This window comes from Chryseobacterium gossypii (assembly GCF_041361455.1).
GTDB classification, from domain to species: domain Bacteria; phylum Bacteroidota; class Bacteroidia; order Flavobacteriales; family Weeksellaceae; genus Chryseobacterium; species Chryseobacterium gossypii.
On sequence record NZ_JBGCUR010000006.1, the window covers coordinates 22,390 to 41,959 of the forward strand.

Below are 19,570 nucleotides of genomic sequence, written 5' to 3' on the forward strand. Positions count from 1 at the left end.
TATAAAGTATTTTTAAGTTTTCAAAATAATATTTGTAAATTTGATAACCAAATCAAAAACATTTTACCATAAAAATGAAAAAAACAGTTTTATCTATATTATTAGCCTCATCAGGTTTTATTTATGCTCAAAATCTTGTTCGGGTAAATGAAAATACTCATCAGGTTTTTTTTAAAGTTAATTCACAAGGCGCCGGCAGATCATTAACTTATGATGAAATTGTGGGATCTCCCTATTTAACTAAAAATTTCAACCTGGCTAAGGTTTCTGACAATTATGAAAAAGTTCCTGTAAGGTATAACAGCTTTAAAGACGAAATAGAGTTTCAGAAGGACGACAAAACAATGGTTCTTCCCAATGAACCTCAATTTTCCAGAGTTGAGATTCTTTCACCAAAACAAACCCTTGTTTTTTTAGATACGGCTGATGATATGAAGGGGTACTTCTTTGAGCTTGTAAATGGCAAAAATGTCCTTTATAAAAAAGTTAAGACAAAATTTATTGACTTTGTACCGGCTGCCAATTCCTATGCAACAGATAAGCCGGCTTCTTTTAAAACATTAGACCCTATATATTATATCAAAACAGAGAAGGGCTTTATAAAAAAACCAAAGAATCAAAAAGAAGTTATTGAGCAGATCCCGGATAAAAAGGAAGCCATCGAGACTTTTGTAAAAACAAATAAAATTAAATTCAACAGAGAAGAAGATTTAATAAAATTTGTAACTTTCCTGAATCAATAAAAAAACAAAGCCTTGTGAATCACAAGGCTTCGTTTTTTATCAAAAAAGCTCTCCTGCTACCTTCTTGATATTATCGCTTTTTCCCATGGAATAAAAATGTAATACGGGTACACCGAAATCAAGCAGCTCTTTACATTGGGTGATGGCCCATTCTATTCCGATTTCTTTGACCGCTTCATTATTTTTAGCATTTTCCACTTCGCTGATCAGTTCCTCTGGTAAATCAATTTTGAATACCTGAGGAAGAAGTTTCAAATGCTTTTTGGTAGCAATGGGTTTTATTCCGGGAATAATAGGAACGGTAATCCCCATTTCTCTTGCCTTTTGAACAAATTCGATATATTTTTTGTTATCAAAAAACATTTGGGTCACGATATAATCTGCACCTGCATCTACTTTTTGCTTCAACCATTTCAAATCGTAATTCATTGACGGGGCTTCAATATGTTTTTCAGGATACCCTGCCACTCCTACACAGAATTTATTGTGTTCATCACACTCCTGATCCTCATTGTGGAGATATTTCCCCCTCCCCAGGTTATTGATCTGATGCACGAGGTCCATGGCACTGGCATGTCCTCCCGGGGTCGGTTCAAAATACTGATGCCCTTTCATGGCATCACCACGAAGTGCCATTACATTATCAATTCCGAGGTACATACAGTCTACCAAAAGATATTCTGTTTCTTCTTTTGTAAAGCCTCCACAAAGCAGATGGGGAACAGTGTCCACATTATATTTGTGCTGAATGGCGGCACAGATCCCGAGGGTACCGGGACGCATTCTTGTAACTCTGCGCTCCATCAATCCATTTCCTTTATCTATATAAATATATTCCTCTCTGGAAGTGGTAACATCAATAAACGGAGGTTTAAACTCCATCAATGGATCAATGTTCCTGTACAAATCCTCAATACCAATCCCTTTTTGTGGCGGAACAACCTCTAAAGAGAATAAAGCCTTGCCATTTGCATTTTTTATATGTTCTGTAATCTTCATCTTATATTTTAGTTGTTAGTAAACGACTGGCAATTGATAGTCCTGATTGCAAACAACCGGCAACCAACAGCTATCAACCTCAACCTTTTTATGCTAAATTAGGCGACAGCCATTTTTCTGCTTCCTCTATGCTACACCCTCTTCTGGCTGCATAATCTTTAAGCTGGTCCTCTGTGATTTTTCCCAACCCGAAATATTTTGCATGGGGACTTCCGAAATAATAACCGGAAACTGACGCCGTAGGGAACATAGCCAGGCTTTCAGTAAGGAAAACCCCGATATTTTCTTCCACCCGCAAAAGCTTCCAGATCGTTTTTTTCTCCAAATGGTCGGGACATGCCGGATATCCCGGCGCGGGACGGATTCCTTTATATTTCTCGGCGATCAGCTCCTCGTTACTTAAACTTTCCTGACCAGCATATCCCCAATATTCCGTTCTTACCTTTTTATGCAAGAATTCAGCGAAAGCCTCAGCGAGCCGGTCTGCAAGAGCTTTTACCATGATGGAATTATAGTCATCATTGGCTTTTTCATACCGGCCTGCCAGTTCGTCTGTACCAAAACCGGCGGTGACACAAAAGGCACCTATGTAATCTGTTTTTCCGGAACTTTTAGGTGCAACAAAATCGCTAAGGGCAAGATATTCTTTACCTTTCGACCTTTGAGCCTGCTGTCTTAACGTCAGGAATTTTGCCTGCTCATTGTTATTTTCATCGAGGATCAGGATATCATCCGTTTCATTTGAGCAGGCCCTGAAAATCCCGAAGACTGCTTTTGCGGTTAAGAGCTTTTCATCAAGAATCTTCTTCAGTATAATTCTGGCATCCCGGAACAGCTCCCTGGCTTGTGCCCCTACGATCTCATCGTCTAAGATATCCGGATATTTGCCATGTAAATCCCAGCTTCTGAAAAAGGGAGACCAGTCAATATAAGGGATCAGCTCATTCAGATCCTGGTTCTGAATGACTTTTACTCCTAAATTGTTCGGTGTGAAAATCACCTCATTCTCCCAGTCTATTTTGAAATGATCACGCCTTGCCTCTTCTATGGAAACATAATCTTTATCAACCTGCCTGCTCAGAAACTTTTCGCGGAATTCTGAATATTCATTTTTCAGATCTTCAACATATTCCTTGTTTCTGTCACCCAACAAGGCACTTACCACATTTACAGCTCTGGAAGCATCATTAACATGAACTACAGAGTTTTTATATTTCGGATCAATCTTTACGGCCGTATGTGCCTTTGAAGTTGTAGCCCCTCCAATTAACAGGGGAAAGTTCAGGTTCTGGCGATCCAGCTCCGAAGCGATGTATACCATTTCATCCAGACTTGGCGTGATCAATCCGCTTAGTCCGATTACATCTACTTTCTCTTCAATGGCCGTCTGAATGATCTTCTCCGCCGGAACCATTACTCCAAGGTCAACAATTTCATAATTATTGCAGCCTAAAACCACACTTACAATATTTTTACCAATATCATGAACGTCACCCTTCACCGTAGCCATCAGGATTTTTCCGTTGGCAGGCTTTAAATTGTCCTTTTCCGCTTCAATGAATGGCTGTAAGTAGGCGACTGCTTTTTTCATTACCCTTGCTGACTTTACAACCTGTGGCAGGAACATTTTACCGCTTCCGAATAAATCTCCCACGACTCCCATTCCGGTCATCAGATTAACTTCAATAACTTCCAATGGTTTTGATGCCAATAGTCTTGCTTCTTCAACATCCTCCTCTATAAAACGGTCAATACCTTTTACCAGGGCATGAGTGATCCTGTCCTGTAACGGGTGATTCCTCCACTCTAAATCTTCAGCTTTCTCCTTTTTAACGGATTTGTGTTTTTCGGAGTAATCTAAAAGTCTTTCCGTAGCGTCATCTCTTCTGTCAAGGATTACATCTTCTACCAGCTCTAAAAGTTCTTTATCAATCTCATCATATACCTCCAGCATAGCAGGGTTTACGATCCCCATATTCATTCCGGCCTGAATGGCGTGATAAAGGAAGACCGAATGCATGGCTTCTCTCACCGTATCGTTTCCACGAAAGGAAAATGACACATTGCTTACCCCTCCGCTTACGGAAGCATATGGAAGGTTCTGCCTTACCCACCGGGTAGCTTCAATGAAATCCACAGCATTTCTTCTATGCTCCTCCATTCCTGTAGCTACCGGAAAAATATTTAAATCAAAAATGATGTCCTCTGCCGGAAATTTTACCTGGTTGACAAGGATATTGTAAGAGCGCCTGGCAATCTCTATTCGCCGGTCATAATTATCGGCCTGCCCCATTTCATCAAAAGCCATGACAATCACCGCAGCCCCGTACCTTTTGATTGCTTTTGCCTGCCTGATAAATTCTTCCTCTCCTCCTTTCAGACTGATTGAATTTACAACGCATTTTCCCTGGGCAATCTGCAATCCTGCTTCAAGAATTTCCCATTTGGAAGAGTCTATCATAACAGGGATTCTTGCAATATCCGGCTCTGAGGCGATCAAGTTAAGGAATTTTATCATGGAGGCCTTTCCATCGATCAATCCATCGTCGAAATTAACATCCAGGATCTGGGCGCCTCCTTCAACCTGATGGCGGGCAATATCCAGAGCTTCAGCGAATTTTTCTTCTTTGATCAGCCTTAAAAATTTCTTGGATCCGGCAACATTGGTTCTCTCACCAACATTAATAAAGTTACTTTCCGGTGTTATGATAAGAGGCTCCAGCCCCGACAATCTTAAATATTTCATTAATTTTTTATTCTTCTAAAATATAGTAGGCATTGTTCGCATTCTGCCTCAGCAATTCCCTGTGCTTGCCTAAAGCTGTTATCAGAGGGAATTTTTTATAGGCGAGACCATGTTCTGCTGCAAACTTTTCTATTTCTTCTGTAATTTCATTATAATATACATAACTGTAATTCGGGAAAAGGTGATGGGCAACATGGAAGTTGAAGTTTCCCAGAACATTTCTTATAAACCAGTTATTTTCAGTTAAATCATTGGTTACCTCCAGCTGATGGCGGATCCAGCTGAACGGAAGGTTATCATTCTCATCCAGTTTCGGAAAGGCATTATCCGGGATCGGGTGCAGTGGCAGCAATACAAACAAAGCAAAAATGCTTGCTGTAATCACCTGTAAGAACCAGGCTCCCACGGCCAGGCCTGTGGAGACATTAAAAAATAATATCGGAACTGCGATCTGATAAAAGAAATAGAATACTTTATAAGCTATCATTTTTATTTTCTCCCCAACAGGAATTTTCCCCTGAGTTTTATAGATCACCCGATTTTTATCAAAAAAATCTCTAAAATCCCTGATAAACATCCAGTTGAATAAATACAAAGGATATACAAAAAAGAAAAACTTATGCTGATACTTCTGCACTCCCTTTGCTTCTACCCCCGGAACAATCAAAATCGGGCCGCTCTGCTCTATATCCGTATCCCAGCCGTCCACATTCGGGTAGGCGTGATGGCTCGCTATATGTCTCTTTTTCCAGATATAGGAATTAGCACCAATAAAATCAAAAATATGGAGTATGAGCCAATTTAATCTTTTATTTTTATAAATATTATTATGGGCTGCCTCGTGGATAAGATTCAGATAGATCAATACCAACGATATTCCCATCAAAACAAAACATAAAATATAAACCCAAGACCGCTCAGAAAAGACTGCTAAAAAATATAATCCAAAATAGACCAAAGGCAGGATAATAGCCTTTATTTTGATATAAATTTCCCTGTTTTCCGGAATTGCTTCCACTCTAGCGTTTACTTTTTTTCGTAGTTCATTAAATAGTTTTGTTTCTTCAGCATTCTTTGAGTAACTAGGTTTTGCCATTATATTTAATTTTTACTGTTTCACTTAAAGATAATATTATAACCTTGTCTATCCTTGTCTTTTTAATAAAAAATATCTATTAAATCAGACAAATTCCTTCAATTTTTTTCTGGGTTTATAACCCTTCACCAGCTCTGCAATGGCTTTTATATGATCCGGAGTTGTTCCGCAACAACCTCCGATAATATTGATTAAACTTTTTTCCACATATTCTTTTATCTGTTCAGCCATATACTCGGGGGTTTCATCATATTTTCCAAAAGCATTCGGAAGACCGGCATTAGGATAAGCTGAAACATAAAACTCCGAGTTATGCGCTAATGTTTCGAGGTAGGGGGTTAGCTGATTGGCCCCTAATGCGCAGTTGAACCCCACACTTAATAAATCGAGATGGGATACTGAGATCAAAAAAGCTTCTGCTGTCTGCCCGCTTAAGGTCCTTCCTGAAGCATCCGTAATGGTTCCCGAAACCATGATCGGGATTTTAACCCCTCTTTCTTCCTGGATCTGATCGATGGCAAATAAGGCCGCTTTGGCATTCAGGGTATCGAAAATCGTTTCTACCAGCAAAATATCCGAGCCTCCGTCTAACAGAGCTTCAGCCTGCTGTTTATAAGCCACTCTCAGTTCTTCAAAAGTAATTGCCCTGTAGCCCGGATCATTCACGTCCGGGCTCAGGCTCGCAGTCCGGTTGGTAGGCCCGATAGATCCTGCTACAAATCTTGGCTTTTCAGGATTTCTGGCAGTATATTCATCACATACTTTCCTTGCGATTTTTGCCGATTCATAATTCAGCTCATACACCAGATCTTCCATATGATAATCTGCCATGGCAATAGTCGTACCGGAGAAAGTATTGGTTTCAATGATGTCTGCTCCCGCTTCAAGGTATTTTTTATGCACTTCCTCGATGGCCTGAGGCTGTGTCAGTGACAGCAGGTCGTTATTTCCTTTTACAGGGTATTGCCAATCCCTGAAACGTTCGCCACGATAATCCTCTTCCTCGAACTTATACCGCTGGAGCATGGTTCCCATAGCCCCGTCCAGGATCAGGATTCTCTCTTCTAAAGCTTTATATAATTGTTCAGAATTTTTCATTTTTCAGATTGGTTAAAGGCTTTCCAAAGCTTGTTTTAAGTCCGTAATGATATCATTCACGTTTTCAAGTCCCACCGAACAGCGGACCAGTCCTGCCGTAATCCCCACTTCATTTCTTTCTTCATCGGTAAGTTTTGAATGGGTAGTAGACGCAGGATGTGTCACAATAGTCCTGGTATCTCCCAGATTAGCGGAAAGCGAGCACATTTTTATACTGTTCAGGAATTTTCTGCCACCATCAATCCCGTTCTTTACTTCAAATGCAACGATATTTCCCCCCAGCTTCATCTGTTTTTTTGCTATTTCATAACCGGGATGAGAGGGTAAGAATGGATATTTTACCCATTCCACATTCGGGTGGCTCTCTAAAAACTCAGCTACCTTCAGTGCATTTTCACAGTGTTTTTCCACACGTATTGCCAAAGTTTCGAGGCTTTTTGACAATACCCATGCATTAAAGGGCGACATCGCAGGTCCCGTATTTCTTGCAAAGAGGTAAATTTCCCTGATCAGATCTGCTTTTCCTATGGCTACACCTCCCAGTACCCGTCCCTGTCCGTCAATCAGTTTCGTCGCAGAATGTACAACAATATCCGCACCATATTGAACCGGCTGCTGAAGATAAGGGGTTGCAAAACAGTTATCTACAATGAAAATCAGATTATGCTTTCTGGCAATCTTTCCGAAAAATTCTAAATCCAATATCTCAATGGCCGGATTGGTAGGGGTTTCCAGATATAAAATTTTTGTATTGGGCTGGATATATTGTTCAACACGCTCCGCATCTTCGGCTTTAAAATATGTGGTATTGATATTCCATTTTGGAAAATACTTGGTGAACAATGTATGGGTGGATCCGAAAACAGACTGGCAGCTTACAATATGATCTCCGGCATTCAGCAAAGCGGCAAATGTAGAATAGATGGCAGCCATCCCCGTTGCAAAGGCATAGCCGGCTTCCGCCCCTTCCATTTTCGCTATTTTCTCCGTAAATTCAGTGACATTAGGGTTTGAAAACCTGCTATACAGGTTTTTGTTTTTTTCTTCTGCAAAGCTGGCCCTCATATCTTCCGCATCCTGAAAAATAAAGCTGGATGTGAGATAAAGAGGGGTAGAATGCTCATCAAACTGGGTTCTTTCAGTCTGAGCCCTTATTGCGAATGTTTCAAAGTTTTCCATAAAGTTTTAATTTGTCAATTTAAAGTATCATCCAAGAGCTCTTTGGTTCGGAATGACAGTCAATTGATATGATATTAATTGTTATATTATTTTGTTTCACTTAGCCTTAAAATATCTCCGAAAACTCCTCTTGCCGTAACCTGAGCTCCCGCTCCTGCTCCCATAATAACAATCGGATTTTCGCCATAACTTTCCGTATAGATTTCAAAAATCGAATCAGAACCCTTTAATTGCCCCAATGCTGAACCGGCAGGAACAGAAATCAGTTTTACATCCAGCTCTCCTTTTTCTTTCTGCAGATCCCCGTGCAGATCTCCCACATACCGTAAAACATGCCCGGGTTCCTGGCTTTCCTTAAGTTTCTGATACTTTTCATCCAGTTCTTCCAGTCTTAAGATGAATTCATCCTTTTCTATCGAAAGAAGGTGTTCAGAAATCAGATTCTGAATATTGATATCATGAAATTCATTAATCAGATCTAGCTCTCTTGCCAGAATCAATAGTTTTCTTGCGACATCATTTCCTGAGAGGTCCTCCCGGGGATCCGGCTCTGTATATCCTTTATCCATTGCTTCTCTGATGATGGCCGAGAATTTATCGTTTCTTACAGAAAAATTATTGAAAATATAACTTAATGATCCGGAAAAGACTCCTTTTATCCTGGTGATATTCTCTCCTGAAAGGTGTAACAGCTTTATGGTGTCAATTAACGGCAATCCTGCTCCTACATTGGTTTCATACAGATAACGCCTGTTATTTTTATTCAGCGTATATCTTAGTTTGCGATATTCTTCGATAGGAAGGGTGTTGAATATCTTGTTGGAAGAAACCAGATCAAATCCGTTTTCCGCCAGGGTATGATAGTTTGCCACAAAATCCTTACTTGCCGTATTATCTACCACAATAAGATTCTCCAGCTGGTTCTCCTTTGAAAACCTGATCAGTTCCTGAACATCTGAAGGGTTTTTCGCTACCGTTACCTCATCGTTCCAACGGGCATCAAAACCTTTTTTATTAAAGGCAATTTTTTTTGAATTAGCCACGGCAACCACTTTCAGATCGATTTTTTTACGCCTTTTGATTTCCTCCGAAGATTCCAGTACCTGATCAATAAGGGTTTTACCTACATTCCCGTGGCCAATGATCGCCAGGTGGACCGTTTTGGGTTTCTTAAAGATCTCCGATTCTATAATGTTTTTGGTTTTCTCATCCTGTGAAGAGGTTACCACAATATTGACTCTTTTTTCACTTGCAATCTGATTCAAAAGCAACGGGAAAACATTATTTCTTGCCAGCTCGGCGAGTATTTTATTGAAATCCTCAGCTACAAAGCCCAATACGGAAACATTATTTATACTGTAAATCTGGGATACTTTCCCGGATCTTCTTTCTTCCTGGAATTCTTCGATCAGGCAGTCCACCGCTTTTTCAGCATCATCTTCATGTACCAGAATTGAAATGCCATTTTCTATGGCCTGCTGGGAAATCACCCCTACGCTGATCCTTGCCAGGGTAAGCGCCTTAAAAATCCTTCCATCGATGCCTATTTCACCCAAGAAATCCTTTCCTTCAAATTTGATGATCGACCTGTTTTTCAACAGCTTTATTTCGTTAACTTTCTCCATCTTCTATAAAATGTTTTTTATGATATTATTTAATTGTCCGTATTCCATTAAAAAAGCATCATGCCCATGAACTGATCTTATTTCATGATAGGATACATTCTCTTTTTTTCTGCTGAGTTTTTCAAAACAGCTCCTGATCTCGGAAGCAGGAAAAAATAAATCTGAATCTACCGCAACGAGATGTACTGTTGCTTTTATTTTCTCCAATCCGTTTTCATCAGCGTTGATATTCATCAGCAAATGATTCATAAGTTTATAAGCTTTCAGACTAAATCTTTCGTTTAATGCATTTCCGTGATATCTCAGCCAATCTTCTGATTCAAGGATCTGTTTTTCCTGATTATACTGATTCCGAAACCTGTCATTTAAAGACTGAGGTGTCCTATAGCACAGCATTGCATGAATTCTGGCTTTTTGTAATGGTTTTTCATGATCATCCAACAAGAATTTCTGGATCAGGCATTGCGCATGAAGCCAGTCATGGGTTTTGAAATCGCAGGCAATGGGGATAAAAGCTTCCGCGAGCTCCGGTCTTTTAACCAGCATCTCCCACCCGATCCCTCCTCCGAGCGAGCCCCCGATGATGGCATACAGACTTTCAATCTTTAAAGCGTCAAGGCCTTTTAAAAATATATCTGCAATATCTGAAGGAGTAAAATTCTCATATTCATCTATTAAAAGCCCATCATATCCATTTCCGGGAATATTGAAGCAGAGAACTGTATATTTATCTGTGTTTATAGCCTGATTTTTACCAATCAGCTGCTTCCACCAGCCCTTTTCTCCCGAAACGTTTGAATTGCCGGTCAATGCGTGATTCACCACGATAACGGGTGCAGAAAACGGCCTTTGACCGAAGAGCTGGTAGCTCAACGGGATATGATATTCCTTTCCGGAATGGGTTTGATACGGTAAATTAATATAGTTTAGTTCCGCTTCCAATTCTATTATATTTATAACACAATTGAAAATGCCACAGAAAATGGCTGAAGAACTTCAGTAAGTTATCTGTCCAAAAATCATTTTGGTAGAACGTAGCACCTTCATTGCTTTCGCAAAGGGTTGCTAAGGTTTCACAGGGTCTATTCCCTCAACCTTTCTTGATAACATTTTCAATATTTAAATGAACGATGGTGCAAAGATAATTTTTTTATTTCAATTTTTTAAAAAAAATATTTTTTTTCTCTTCGAAAGCCTGTATTCCGGTGGTTTCCTAAGGTGTGTTAAGGATTATTCAGACAGAAAGAATTGGAATTTTTTTTCAAAAAAACTACCTTCGTATCTGAAAAAGGATGAAATATGATTGCTGAAAAACAGAGATTAAAAGATATCAGCTGGAAAAACTGGGGGCCATATGTAAGTAACCGGCAATGGGGAAATGTGCGTGAAGATTACAGCCCAAACGGTAATGCCTGGCACTTTACCAACCATAATAATGCGGAAAGCTATACCTACCGCTGGGGAGAAGAAGGCATAGCCGGTATTTCGGACACCAAACAGCTTTTATGCTTCGCACTTTCATTCTGGAATAAAAAAGATAGAATAATAAAGGAACGCTTCTTCGGGTTAAGCAACCCTCAGGGAAATCACGGTGAAGATATCAAGGAGATCTTCTACTATCTTGACAATACTCCTACTCACAGCTACATGAAGATGGTGTATAAATACCCTATCAATGAGTTTCCCTATGATGATATCCTTGATGAAAACGGAAGACGCAGCAAAAAGGAGCCTGAATATGAAATTTTTGATACCGGGATTTTTGACAACGATGAATATTTTGATATTTTCATTGAGTATTGTAAAGCTGATCACGATGATATTCTGGTGCGGGTAACTGTTTGCAACAGAAGCCGGAACGATGCCCCTATCATGGTGATTCCTACGGTATGGTACAGAAATAACTGGAAATGGGGATATAATACTTATAAACCCGGGCTGAATGCTTCTTATGAAGGCTGCATAGACATTAATCACGATAGTATTTCTATCAAGAAATTCTATTCCAGGAACGCCGCTGCAGAAAGTGTTTTTTGTGAAAATGAGACGAATACTCCAAAGCTATATGGGGTTCCCGCTAAAGAGGGGGCCTATTACAAAGACGGCATTAATGAGTATGTTATTTATAAAAACAGCACCATCAATCCTGAAAAAAGGGGTACGAAAGCCGCTTTTTTAATTGATGAGCTGATTGAAGCCGGAAAATCAAAAGTTTTTGATTTCAGATTATCCCCCAATGAAACGGATGAGCCGTTTTATCGTTTTGATGAAATTTTTGAAACGAGAATTGCCGAAGCCAATGAGTTTTATAATGAAATCCAGCAGGATGTCCTAAAAGACGACGAAAGGAATGTACAGAGGCAGGCTTTTGCAGGATTATTATGGAATAAACAGTTTTATCACTACAATGTCGGGAAATGGCTGAAAGGGGATCCTAATTTTGATGCTCCCAGGAATTTCAACGAATATGTAAGAAATACGGAATGGAATCATCTTCATAATAAGGATATCATTTCTATGCCTGACAAATGGGAATATCCGTGGTACGCTACCTGGGATCTGGCCTTTCATTGCGTTCCCTATGCGATCATCGATGCCGAGTTTGCGAAGGGACAGCTTCTTCTACTGACCAAAGAATGGTATATGCATCCCAACGGGCAGCTGCCTGCCTATGAATGGAATTTAAGTGACGTGAACCCGCCTGTTCATGCCTGGTCTTGTTTCAGGGTATTCAAAATTGACGAAAAACAAAATGGAAAGCCGGATTTACTATTTCTCGAAAAGGTTTTTCAAAAGCTGCTTCTCAATTTCACCTGGTGGGTAAACCGTAAGGACAGAAATGGCAAGAACATTTTCGGAGGCGGTTTTCTGGGACTCGATAATATCGGAGCTTTTGACAGAAACATGGTCTTAAAGGACGGCCAGCATCTGGAGCAGGCAGACGGTACCAGCTGGATGGCCATGTACGCTCTCAATATGATGCGGATGGCTATGGAACTCGCCCAATATTATCAGGTATATGAAGATATGGCGATCAAGTTCTTTGAGCATTATCTTTATATTGCTGAGGCCATGGAAAATCTTGGAGAAGGCACTAAAGGGCTATGGAATGAGGAAGACGGCTTTTTCTATGATGTTCTGCAGCTTGGGAATGGCGACAGCGTTTCTCTCAGGCTTAGAAGCATTGTCGGATTAATCCCTATGTTTGCCGTGGAGATTATCGATCATCAATTACTGGAAAATATGCCCAACTTCAGAGAAAGAATGGATTGGGTACTGAAAAACAAACCGGAACTTACCAAGCTGGTTTCGCACTGGGATGAAGAAGGGCATGGTAGAAAGCACCTGATGAGTATTTTACGTAAAAACAGGCTTACAAAAGTACTGACGAGAATGCTTGATGAAAAAGAATTCCTTAGCTCTTACGGAATCCGTGCGATGTCTAAAGTATATGAGGAAAATCCGTTTATATTTTCCGTTCATGGTACTGAGAATGTGGTGTATTATACTCCGGCAGAGAGCGACAGCAGATTATTTGGCGGAAACAGTAACTGGAGAGGCCCTATCTGGTTCCCGATCAATTTTTTAATTGTTGAAAGCCTGCAACGTTTTCATTTTTATTACGGCAACAGCTTGAAGGTTGAATTCCCTACCGGCAGCGGAGAGAAAAAAAATCTTGATGAAGTGGCCCAGAACATCAGTAACAGGCTTTGCTCAATCTTTTTAAAGGATGAGAACGGACAGAGGCCTTTCAATGGAGGAAATCCAAAATTTAATTATGATGAGCACTTCAAAGATTATATTACCTTCTATGAGTATTTTCATGGGGATAACGGCCGGGGAGTAGGCGCATCGCATCAGACAGGATGGACTGCCACTGTCGCCAAACTGATGAAGCCAAGGTTAACTTTGTAATTGCCCTACAGCTATTATATAGATAAATCCTATCTTATACACCCTCTCATTGATTTGAGAGGGTATTTTTTATTTAAATTATTTAAAAAATCAATAATGATTAACAATAGGTGTATTTTCAATATTAATTTTTAAACCATATTGAATTATTTATACCGAATTACCTATATTAGCACAACATTATTAAAAAAAAAATTTATGAAAGGAAAATTACTATCTGTAGCAGGCTTAGTATTTTTAAGCATGCTCACTTCAAAAGCTAATGCCCAGGAATATCAGCCAATCCCCATTCAAAGTGGTTTTAACGCTGATGTTATCGCAAACGGCATCGGATCTTCTGCTACCTCCACCACAGCAGACGTAGACGGAGTAAATTTTGCGTTTGTTTCAAAGGATTTTCAATTGACTACAACAAGCTCACCGCTTACGTATGGCTTGCCTGTAAACGGGATCATCAATTCCGCAGTGGGATCTACCCCGGGGTTGAGTTATCAGATGGCCTCTTACAGCGCGAACAATTCATTAAGATTGGCCAATGCCAATGATAATGGTACGATTGTTTTTGCCACTCCTATTCCTGCTATAAGCTTTTATATGCTGGCTACGGGAGGAAGCGGCTCCTGTACGGTGGATATCGATGTGAATTTTTCTGATAATACTTCTCAGAGCTTTTCAGGGATCAGCATTGAAGACTGGTATGGTGGCAGTAACTATGCTATCCAGGGTATCGGAAGGATTAATATTAGCAATGACAATCTGGAGTCCGGATCCGGAAGTAACCCAAGACTATACCAGATTCCTCTGGCTATTGACGCAGCCAATCAGTCGAAACCTATCCAGAGCATTACGGTAACCAAAACCGGAACAGGCGGGATCCCGAATATTTTCGCGTTTTCTGCTGATGCCTACAGCCCTTGCCCGGCACCTACCAATATTACGTACACTTCTACCATGAATGGTGCGGTCTTTAGCTGGACTGCTCCTTCCAGTGCACCTTCATCAGGATACGACTATTATCTGAGTACTTCCCCTACTCCTCCTACAGCTACCACCACTCCTACCGGAAGTGTGGCGGCAGGAGCCACTACATTAACCCTGGATACATTGGCAACAGGCCAAACGTATTATTTATGGATTAGATCTAACTGTGGATCTTCCCAGGGCTTCTGGAAACTGAAAGAGTTTGCAACCGGCCAGATCTCAGCAACCTATACGGCCGGAGATATCAACACCATGTACAGCTCAGTTCCCCCTGATACCAATTCTACGACCAGCTGCCCGGGAGTTCTTACCATAAGCGTTCCTGCCGGCTATAAAATAAAGTCCACTGATGTTTCATACACCATGACCACAGCAGGAAACGGATGGATGTCTGAACAAAGAAGCTTACTTGTCTGTTTAACTAACAGCACTACTGAAGCTTCCGTATCTTCAGGATCAGGATCAACTACCGGAACCTACTCTTATAACAGAACAGGCCTTACCCTTGCCAATGAGCTTACAGGAAATGTTAACTTTGAATTAAGGGCATGGAGAATGTACGGAGGCTCCGACTGTAATGCAGATTATAATAAAGTGGATAATAACAGTTTCAAAGTTACCGTAACTCTTGAGCCAATAGCGCTGGCAGTAAATGAAACAGCTGCAAAGGCTAAAGAAAGAATAGCTTATCCGAACCCTTTCAGTGATACAGTGACTATTGAAAAAGCAGGAAATGTAAAACGCGTTTCTATTACCGATCTTTCAGGAATAACGGTAAAAACAATAGACAATCCTTCTTCTGTAATCCATCTGGAAGATCTTAAAGCCGGAATTTATATTTTAACACTGAATATGAAAGACGGCTCTGTTAAAAGCTCAAAAATGATTAAAAAATAATCTGACCCTGATATTATTACAAGGAACCGGGCCCCTGAGGGGCCCGGTTCCTTATTTTGAATCATGAATGTTATGCCGTTTTATTTCCAGAATATCTGATCCCGGAATTTTACATTATGCTTTTTCCCCGTTCACAAAAACTTCGTATCCGATTTCCACATTTGGCTCCAGAGTTTTGGAAACGGAACAGTATTTTTCAAAAGACAGCTGCGCTGCTTTTAACGCTTTTTTAGGATCAATATCTCCTTCCAAAAAGAACCTGACATTCATAGACCTGAAAGGCTTTGCATCTTCCACAGGAACTCTTTCGCCTTCTACTTCGGCTTTAAAGCCCGAGATTTCCTGTCTCTGCTTTTTGAGAATGGAAACAACATCTATCCCACTACAGCCGGCAACTGCCATCAATACGCTCTCCATAGGGGATACTCCTTTTGCTCCGGGCTGCGTAGTATTGTCCAGAAGGATAGAATTTCCCTGAGAGTTGGTACATTCAAACAAAAAATCGTCGTTTATTCTATTAAGTGTTATTTTCATTGTAAGGTCATTTAAACAATTTGATTCATCAAATGAAGATATTGTGAATACGCGAAATTACAAAATCCCTCTCGCTTTTATTTCAAGGTATTTATTGATAACATCGATATTTAAGTTTTCAGGCAGGGTATAAACGGTGTAAATACCATATTTCCTAAGCTCCTGAATAATAAGTTTTTTTTCGAACTCAAATTTCTCGGCAATGATTTCATCGTAAATCTCCTGCATATTCTCAGGGTTTTTATGGATCAGCGTCTGTAGTTCCGCGTTTTTGAAAAACACTACCACCAGCAGATGGCTTTTGGCAATTCCACGGAGGTATTTTAGCTGTCTGTTTAATCCGTCCAGAGTTTCAAAATTGGTAAAAAGTAAAATGAGGCTTCTCTGATTCAGGGAATATTTCACATCCTGGTATAAGCGGTTGAAGTCACTTTCAAAAAAATCGGTTTTGATATTGTAGAGCGCTTCTGAAATTTTCCTTAATTGTCCGGACTTATTTTCTGCGGCCACCTTATTCTCGGTTTTTTTTGAGAAGGTCATCATTCCTGCCCGATCTCCCTTTTTGAGGATGATATGGGACAAGGCCATGGTTGCATTGATGGAATAATCAAGAAGGCTTAATCCCTTAAAGGGCATTTTCATCGTTCTTCCTGTATCAATGAGCATAAATATACGCTGGGACTTTTCATCCTGGAACTGGTTTACCATTAAACGGCTGGTCTTGGATGTCGCTTTCCAGTTGATCGTTCTGACATCATCTCCCGGGACATAGTCCTTGATCTGCTCAAATTCCATGGTGTGCCCAAGCTTTCTGACTTTCCTGATTCCTCCTAACAAAAATTCGCTTTGAAGAGCCATCAACTCATATTTCCTGAGATGAATAAAGGAAGGATAGGATGGTAAGAGGGCACCTTTTTGAAAGTTATACCTTCTTGACACAAACCCTACCAGTGATGAGGCATAAATATTTAAGCTCCCGAAGTTATATTCTCCTCTTTCTTTAGGCTCCAGGATATATTGGAAATAGCTGTTTTTTCCTGATTCGATATGCTTTTGAATCAGGAAATCTCTTTTCTGGAACTGAAACGGAATTTCATCAATTATTCTGACATCAATTTTAAAGCTATAGTTGTTTTTGATATCTATTTTCACAGGATTCTCATCACCGTTAGAAAGTTTTTCAGGTAGAATCCTTTGGGCCATCACACCGTTTGTTTGGTTAAAAAGTAAGAGATAATCAACCATGGCCGTAAGAAAACAGCTTAATAAAACGATGTGGGCAACTATCATAACAAACGGAAAGAAAAATGCCAGAACATACAATATCCCCACTACAGCAAGTGCGAAAAAAAAGCGGTTATTGATGTACAGATTTTTCATTTTGTTATGTGGATTTAGCTTAATTTAAGAGTGCGGAACAGATCCGGACACCCGTTTCTAAAATAATGGTTATGCCAGTGCAGGTTCCGGGTCGTTATCTTGGGATTTCTATTCCTTCCAAAATCTGGCGGATGATTTCATCAGCCGTAAGGCCTTCCATCTCCCTTTCAGGAGCAACGATCACTCTATGTCTTAATACTGCATAGCTTGCTTCCTTGATATCCTCAGGGGTGACAAAATCTCTTCCCCTCAAGGCTGCAAAGGCTTTGGATGCAGTTAACAATGCCAAACTTGCCCTCGGTGACGCACCCAGATATAAAAACTGGTTCTCTCTGGTATTGATAATAATCTTGGCTATATATTCCATCAGCTGGGCCTCAACAATAATATCTTTTACCAGATGCTGATAATTTTTTAACTGCTCAGCAGTGATAACACGGTTTACTACTTCGGTTTTATCTTCTGTTTTGCTCTCATGCTGATTTCTGATAATGGATATTTCCTGCTCGAGATTCGGGTAATTTACATTGATTTTAAACAGGAAACGGTCAAGCTGAGCTTCCGGGAGTCTGTAAGTACCTTCATGCTCTATCGGGTTTTGGGTAGCTACAACCAGGAATGGCTCCTCCATTGTATAGCGGATGCCATCCATAGTGATCTGTCTTTCTTCCATTACTTCGAATAGTGCAGCCTGGGTTTTCGCAGGGGACCTGTTGATCTCATCAATCAGAATAAAATTGGAGAATATGGGGCCTTTTTTAAACTCAAATTCGGAGGTCTTCACACTGAAAACTGATGTTCCCAGAATGTCTGAAGGCATCAGATCCGGAGTAAACTGAATCCTGCTGAATCCCGCATCTATGGTTTTAGCCAGCAATTTGGCCGTAATGGTTTTGGCTACTCCGGGAACTCCTTCGATCAGAACATGGCCGTTTGACAGAAGCGCGGCTAAAAGATGCTCAATCATACTTTCCTGGCCTACTATCACCTTTGCAATTTCATGTTTCACTTTCTCCAGACTGGCACGGAGCTCTATCATGTCTATTCTTGACTGGAACTGATCTTCCTTAGTATTTATATCGTTTTGACTTACGTTCTGGCTTTCAAGGTTTTCCATAAATCTATCTTTTATTCTGGTGTCACACCAAATTTATGTTTTATTTTTAATTTGAATAATATTAATTCTTTTGTTTTTCTGCCCGTTCTTATCTTAGAATCTCATCCAGCAGCTTATTCATTTTTGGCAGATCTTCCTTCATTACACCGGCATAAGGATCCTGAGCCTTTTTGATAAGGCTTATGGCCTCATCAATCATTTCCAGAGGTTTTCCGGTTTTTAAATGCAGCTTTTTGGCAAATTCTTCATCTAATTTCTGGGTATCGATAAGCAGGTCCATCCTTACTCTATTCAGGAAATACTGGGCTTTTTTAGCCATCATGTCATGGAAGTCTCCTTCCTGCAGATATAGGTTGCCGATACTTTTCACAAAATCTACGGAAGTATTTTTCAATGGCTCGATAACCGGAACCACCCGCTGCTTTCTTTTAGCATTAAAGAATATAAACAGCACCAGGCTCCCCAGGAATACCCACCATGCATATTTCAATGCCGGATTGGATAATACAAATCTCATAAAAAAACGGGAGACCTCTGTATTGTTTTCAACAAACCATAGGGTTTCTTTGTCATCAAGATACGAAAAAACATCTTGTGCATATTTTATATTTCCTGATTTCAGAAGGTAATAATTCGTCAGAAAAAGCGGCTCACTATGAACATAGATAGTCCCTTTTCCAAACTTTGACTTTATAAAATTAGCCTGATCGGAATTGTTTTTCTCAACTGTTTTACCGAGAACTTCAACGCCGGGCTTAATAAATGTGAATCCTCTGCCGGAAGGGAATTTATCCAGCCGGATAAAATCATTCTGATATTTTTTGTCCGTCAGTTTCAGTACATTTTCTTCTTCAAAGGAAAGCGTAGAATCATAATATCCGATGCTGTCCGATATTTCTTTCGGGATCCGGCTTACAATCAGCATTGCATCCGAGCCTTTGGACACTTCATCCAGGATCTTGTTCCAGGATTCTGTATCTATTTCACTTTCAATCACCAAAATATTATGAGCTTTCTTTTGATGCTGGCTATAGTAATCATAGGGCGTCTGACCTATCTTTTTAAGCTTGCCCTTAAAAAGCCCCTCTACCTCTTCATTAAAGATAAATAACCCAAATGGAGATTTTTCGTTAACATCAAAATTCTTACGCCAATCTGTTGTTTCTTTTTTATTGACTTCAAGCAATGCCATGATCACCAGAACAATGATGAAAATTAAAGCATATATTTTGAAAGTTTTATTCATGGCTGAAATATTGG

At 40.0% G+C, this 19,570-nt stretch carries 14 protein-coding genes and 1 riboswitch; of the genes, 3 read left to right on the forward strand and 11 right to left on the reverse strand.

The genetic code is table 11. The annotated features are described in order from the left end of the window. Positions 1 to 74: 74 nt before the first annotated feature. Positions 75 to 743 (forward strand): hypothetical protein, encoded by a 669-nt coding sequence (locus ABMQ40_RS05340; RefSeq protein ID WP_370897302.1) that lies wholly within the window; start codon positions 75 to 77, stop codon positions 741 to 743. A 39-nt stretch (positions 744 to 782) separates the two neighbouring features. On the opposite strand, the gene metF is transcribed toward ABMQ40_RS05340, so the two are convergent. The 7 genes from metF to ABMQ40_RS05375 all read right to left on the reverse strand — a co-directional run bounded on the left by metF (position 783) and on the right by ABMQ40_RS05375 (position 10,428). Further along, positions 783 to 1,742, reverse strand: a complete 960-nt coding sequence (metF, locus tag ABMQ40_RS05345; RefSeq protein WP_370897304.1) for a methylenetetrahydrofolate reductase [NAD(P)H] — start codon at positions 1,740 to 1,742, stop codon at positions 783 to 785. Between the two features lie 88 nt (positions 1,743 to 1,830). Continuing rightward, a complete protein-coding gene (gene metH, locus ABMQ40_RS05350; RefSeq protein WP_370897306.1) occupies positions 1,831 to 4,488 on the reverse strand; it encodes a methionine synthase in 2,658 nt (885 codons plus the stop codon). Positions 4,489 to 4,495: 7 nt separating this feature from the next. Further along, the gene (locus ABMQ40_RS05355) at positions 4,496 to 5,584 is read right to left on the reverse strand and encodes a fatty acid desaturase family protein (RefSeq protein WP_370897308.1); all 1,089 of its coding nucleotides are present in this window, start codon (positions 5,582 to 5,584) and stop codon (positions 4,496 to 4,498) included. 84 nt (positions 5,585 to 5,668) lie between these two features. Then, positions 5,669 to 6,682: a homocysteine S-methyltransferase family protein gene (locus ABMQ40_RS05360; RefSeq protein ID WP_370897310.1), complete on the reverse strand. Its 1,014-nt coding sequence runs from the start codon at positions 6,680 to 6,682 to the stop codon at positions 5,669 to 5,671. A gap of 12 nt (positions 6,683 to 6,694) precedes the next feature. Further along, entirely contained in the window at positions 6,695 to 7,861 is a 1,167-nt protein-coding gene (locus ABMQ40_RS05365; RefSeq protein ID WP_370897312.1) for an O-succinylhomoserine sulfhydrylase, read from the reverse strand. Between the two features lie 86 nt (positions 7,862 to 7,947). Beyond that, the gene (locus ABMQ40_RS05370) at positions 7,948 to 9,486 is read right to left on the reverse strand and encodes an ACT domain-containing protein (protein WP_370897314.1); all 1,539 of its coding nucleotides are present in this window, start codon (positions 9,484 to 9,486) and stop codon (positions 7,948 to 7,950) included. A gap of 3 nt (positions 9,487 to 9,489) precedes the next feature. Then, on the reverse strand, positions 9,490 to 10,428 hold the full coding sequence (locus tag ABMQ40_RS05375) for an alpha/beta fold hydrolase (protein ID WP_370897316.1): 939 nt from the start codon (positions 10,426 to 10,428) through the stop codon (positions 9,490 to 9,492). A gap of 59 nt (positions 10,429 to 10,487) precedes the next feature. Next, a riboswitch (SAM riboswitch) is annotated at positions 10,488 to 10,596 on the reverse strand. Positions 10,597 to 10,785: 189 nt separating this feature from the next. Between ABMQ40_RS05375 and ABMQ40_RS05380 the strand changes: the two genes are divergently transcribed. After that, on the forward strand, positions 10,786 to 13,401 hold the full coding sequence (locus ABMQ40_RS05380; RefSeq protein ID WP_370897318.1) for an MGH1-like glycoside hydrolase domain-containing protein: 2,616 nt from the start codon (positions 10,786 to 10,788) through the stop codon (positions 13,399 to 13,401). A gap of 198 nt (positions 13,402 to 13,599) precedes the next feature. Then, complete coding sequence (locus ABMQ40_RS05385) at positions 13,600 to 15,279, forward strand: T9SS type A sorting domain-containing protein (protein ID WP_370897320.1); 1,680 nt, start codon at positions 13,600 to 13,602, stop codon at positions 15,277 to 15,279. 114 nt (positions 15,280 to 15,393) lie between these two features. Here the strand turns inward: ABMQ40_RS05385 and ABMQ40_RS05390 are convergent, their stop codons facing one another. The 4 genes from ABMQ40_RS05390 to ABMQ40_RS05405 all read right to left on the reverse strand — a co-directional run bounded on the left by ABMQ40_RS05390 (position 15,394) and on the right by ABMQ40_RS05405 (position 19,556). After that, on the reverse strand, positions 15,394 to 15,813 hold the full coding sequence (locus tag ABMQ40_RS05390; RefSeq protein WP_370897322.1) for an OsmC family protein: 420 nt from the start codon (positions 15,811 to 15,813) through the stop codon (positions 15,394 to 15,396). 57 nt (positions 15,814 to 15,870) lie between these two features. Beyond that, positions 15,871 to 17,193 (reverse strand): DUF58 domain-containing protein, encoded by a 1,323-nt coding sequence (locus tag ABMQ40_RS05395; RefSeq protein WP_370897324.1) that lies wholly within the window; start codon positions 17,191 to 17,193, stop codon positions 15,871 to 15,873. A gap of 94 nt (positions 17,194 to 17,287) precedes the next feature. Then, entirely contained in the window at positions 17,288 to 18,310 is a 1,023-nt protein-coding gene (locus tag ABMQ40_RS05400; RefSeq protein WP_370897326.1) for an AAA family ATPase, read from the reverse strand. A gap of 88 nt (positions 18,311 to 18,398) precedes the next feature. Continuing rightward, positions 18,399 to 19,556, reverse strand: coding sequence for a DUF4350 domain-containing protein (locus tag ABMQ40_RS05405; protein ID WP_370897328.1), 1,158 nt, complete (start codon positions 19,554 to 19,556; stop codon positions 18,399 to 18,401). Positions 19,557 to 19,570: the final 14 nt, after the last annotated feature.

Bases quoted from the DNA above. Each gene is read 5' to 3' on its own strand.
- ABMQ40_RS05340 (WP_370897302.1), top strand. From the start codon at position 75: ATGAAAAAAACAGTTTTATCTATATTATTAGCCTCATCAGGTTTTATT.
- metF (WP_370897304.1), bottom strand. From the start codon at position 1,742: ATGAAGATTACAGAACATATAAAAAATGCAAATGGCAAGGCTTTATTC.
- metH (WP_370897306.1), bottom strand. From the start codon at position 4,488: ATGAAATATTTAAGATTGTCGGGGCTGGAGCCTCTTATCATAACACCG.
- ABMQ40_RS05355 (WP_370897308.1), bottom strand. From the start codon at position 5,584: ATGGCAAAACCTAGTTACTCAAAGAATGCTGAAGAAACAAAACTATTT.
- ABMQ40_RS05360 (WP_370897310.1), bottom strand. From the start codon at position 6,682: ATGAAAAATTCTGAACAATTATATAAAGCTTTAGAAGAGAGAATCCTG.
- ABMQ40_RS05365 (WP_370897312.1), bottom strand. From the start codon at position 7,861: ATGGAAAACTTTGAAACATTCGCAATAAGGGCTCAGACTGAAAGAACC.
- ABMQ40_RS05370 (WP_370897314.1), bottom strand. From the start codon at position 9,486: ATGGAGAAAGTTAACGAAATAAAGCTGTTGAAAAACAGGTCGATCATC.
- ABMQ40_RS05380 (WP_370897318.1), top strand. From the start codon at position 10,786: ATGATTGCTGAAAAACAGAGATTAAAAGATATCAGCTGGAAAAACTGG.
- ABMQ40_RS05385 (WP_370897320.1), top strand. From the start codon at position 13,600: ATGAAAGGAAAATTACTATCTGTAGCAGGCTTAGTATTTTTAAGCATG.
- ABMQ40_RS05390 (WP_370897322.1), bottom strand. From the start codon at position 15,813: ATGAAAATAACACTTAATAGAATAAACGACGATTTTTTGTTTGAATGT.
- ABMQ40_RS05395 (WP_370897324.1), bottom strand. From the start codon at position 17,193: ATGAAAAATCTGTACATCAATAACCGCTTTTTTTTCGCACTTGCTGTA.
- ABMQ40_RS05400 (WP_370897326.1), bottom strand. From the start codon at position 18,310: ATGGAAAACCTTGAAAGCCAGAACGTAAGTCAAAACGATATAAATACT.
- ABMQ40_RS05405 (WP_370897328.1), bottom strand. From the start codon at position 19,556: ATGAATAAAACTTTCAAAATATATGCTTTAATTTTCATCATTGTTCTG.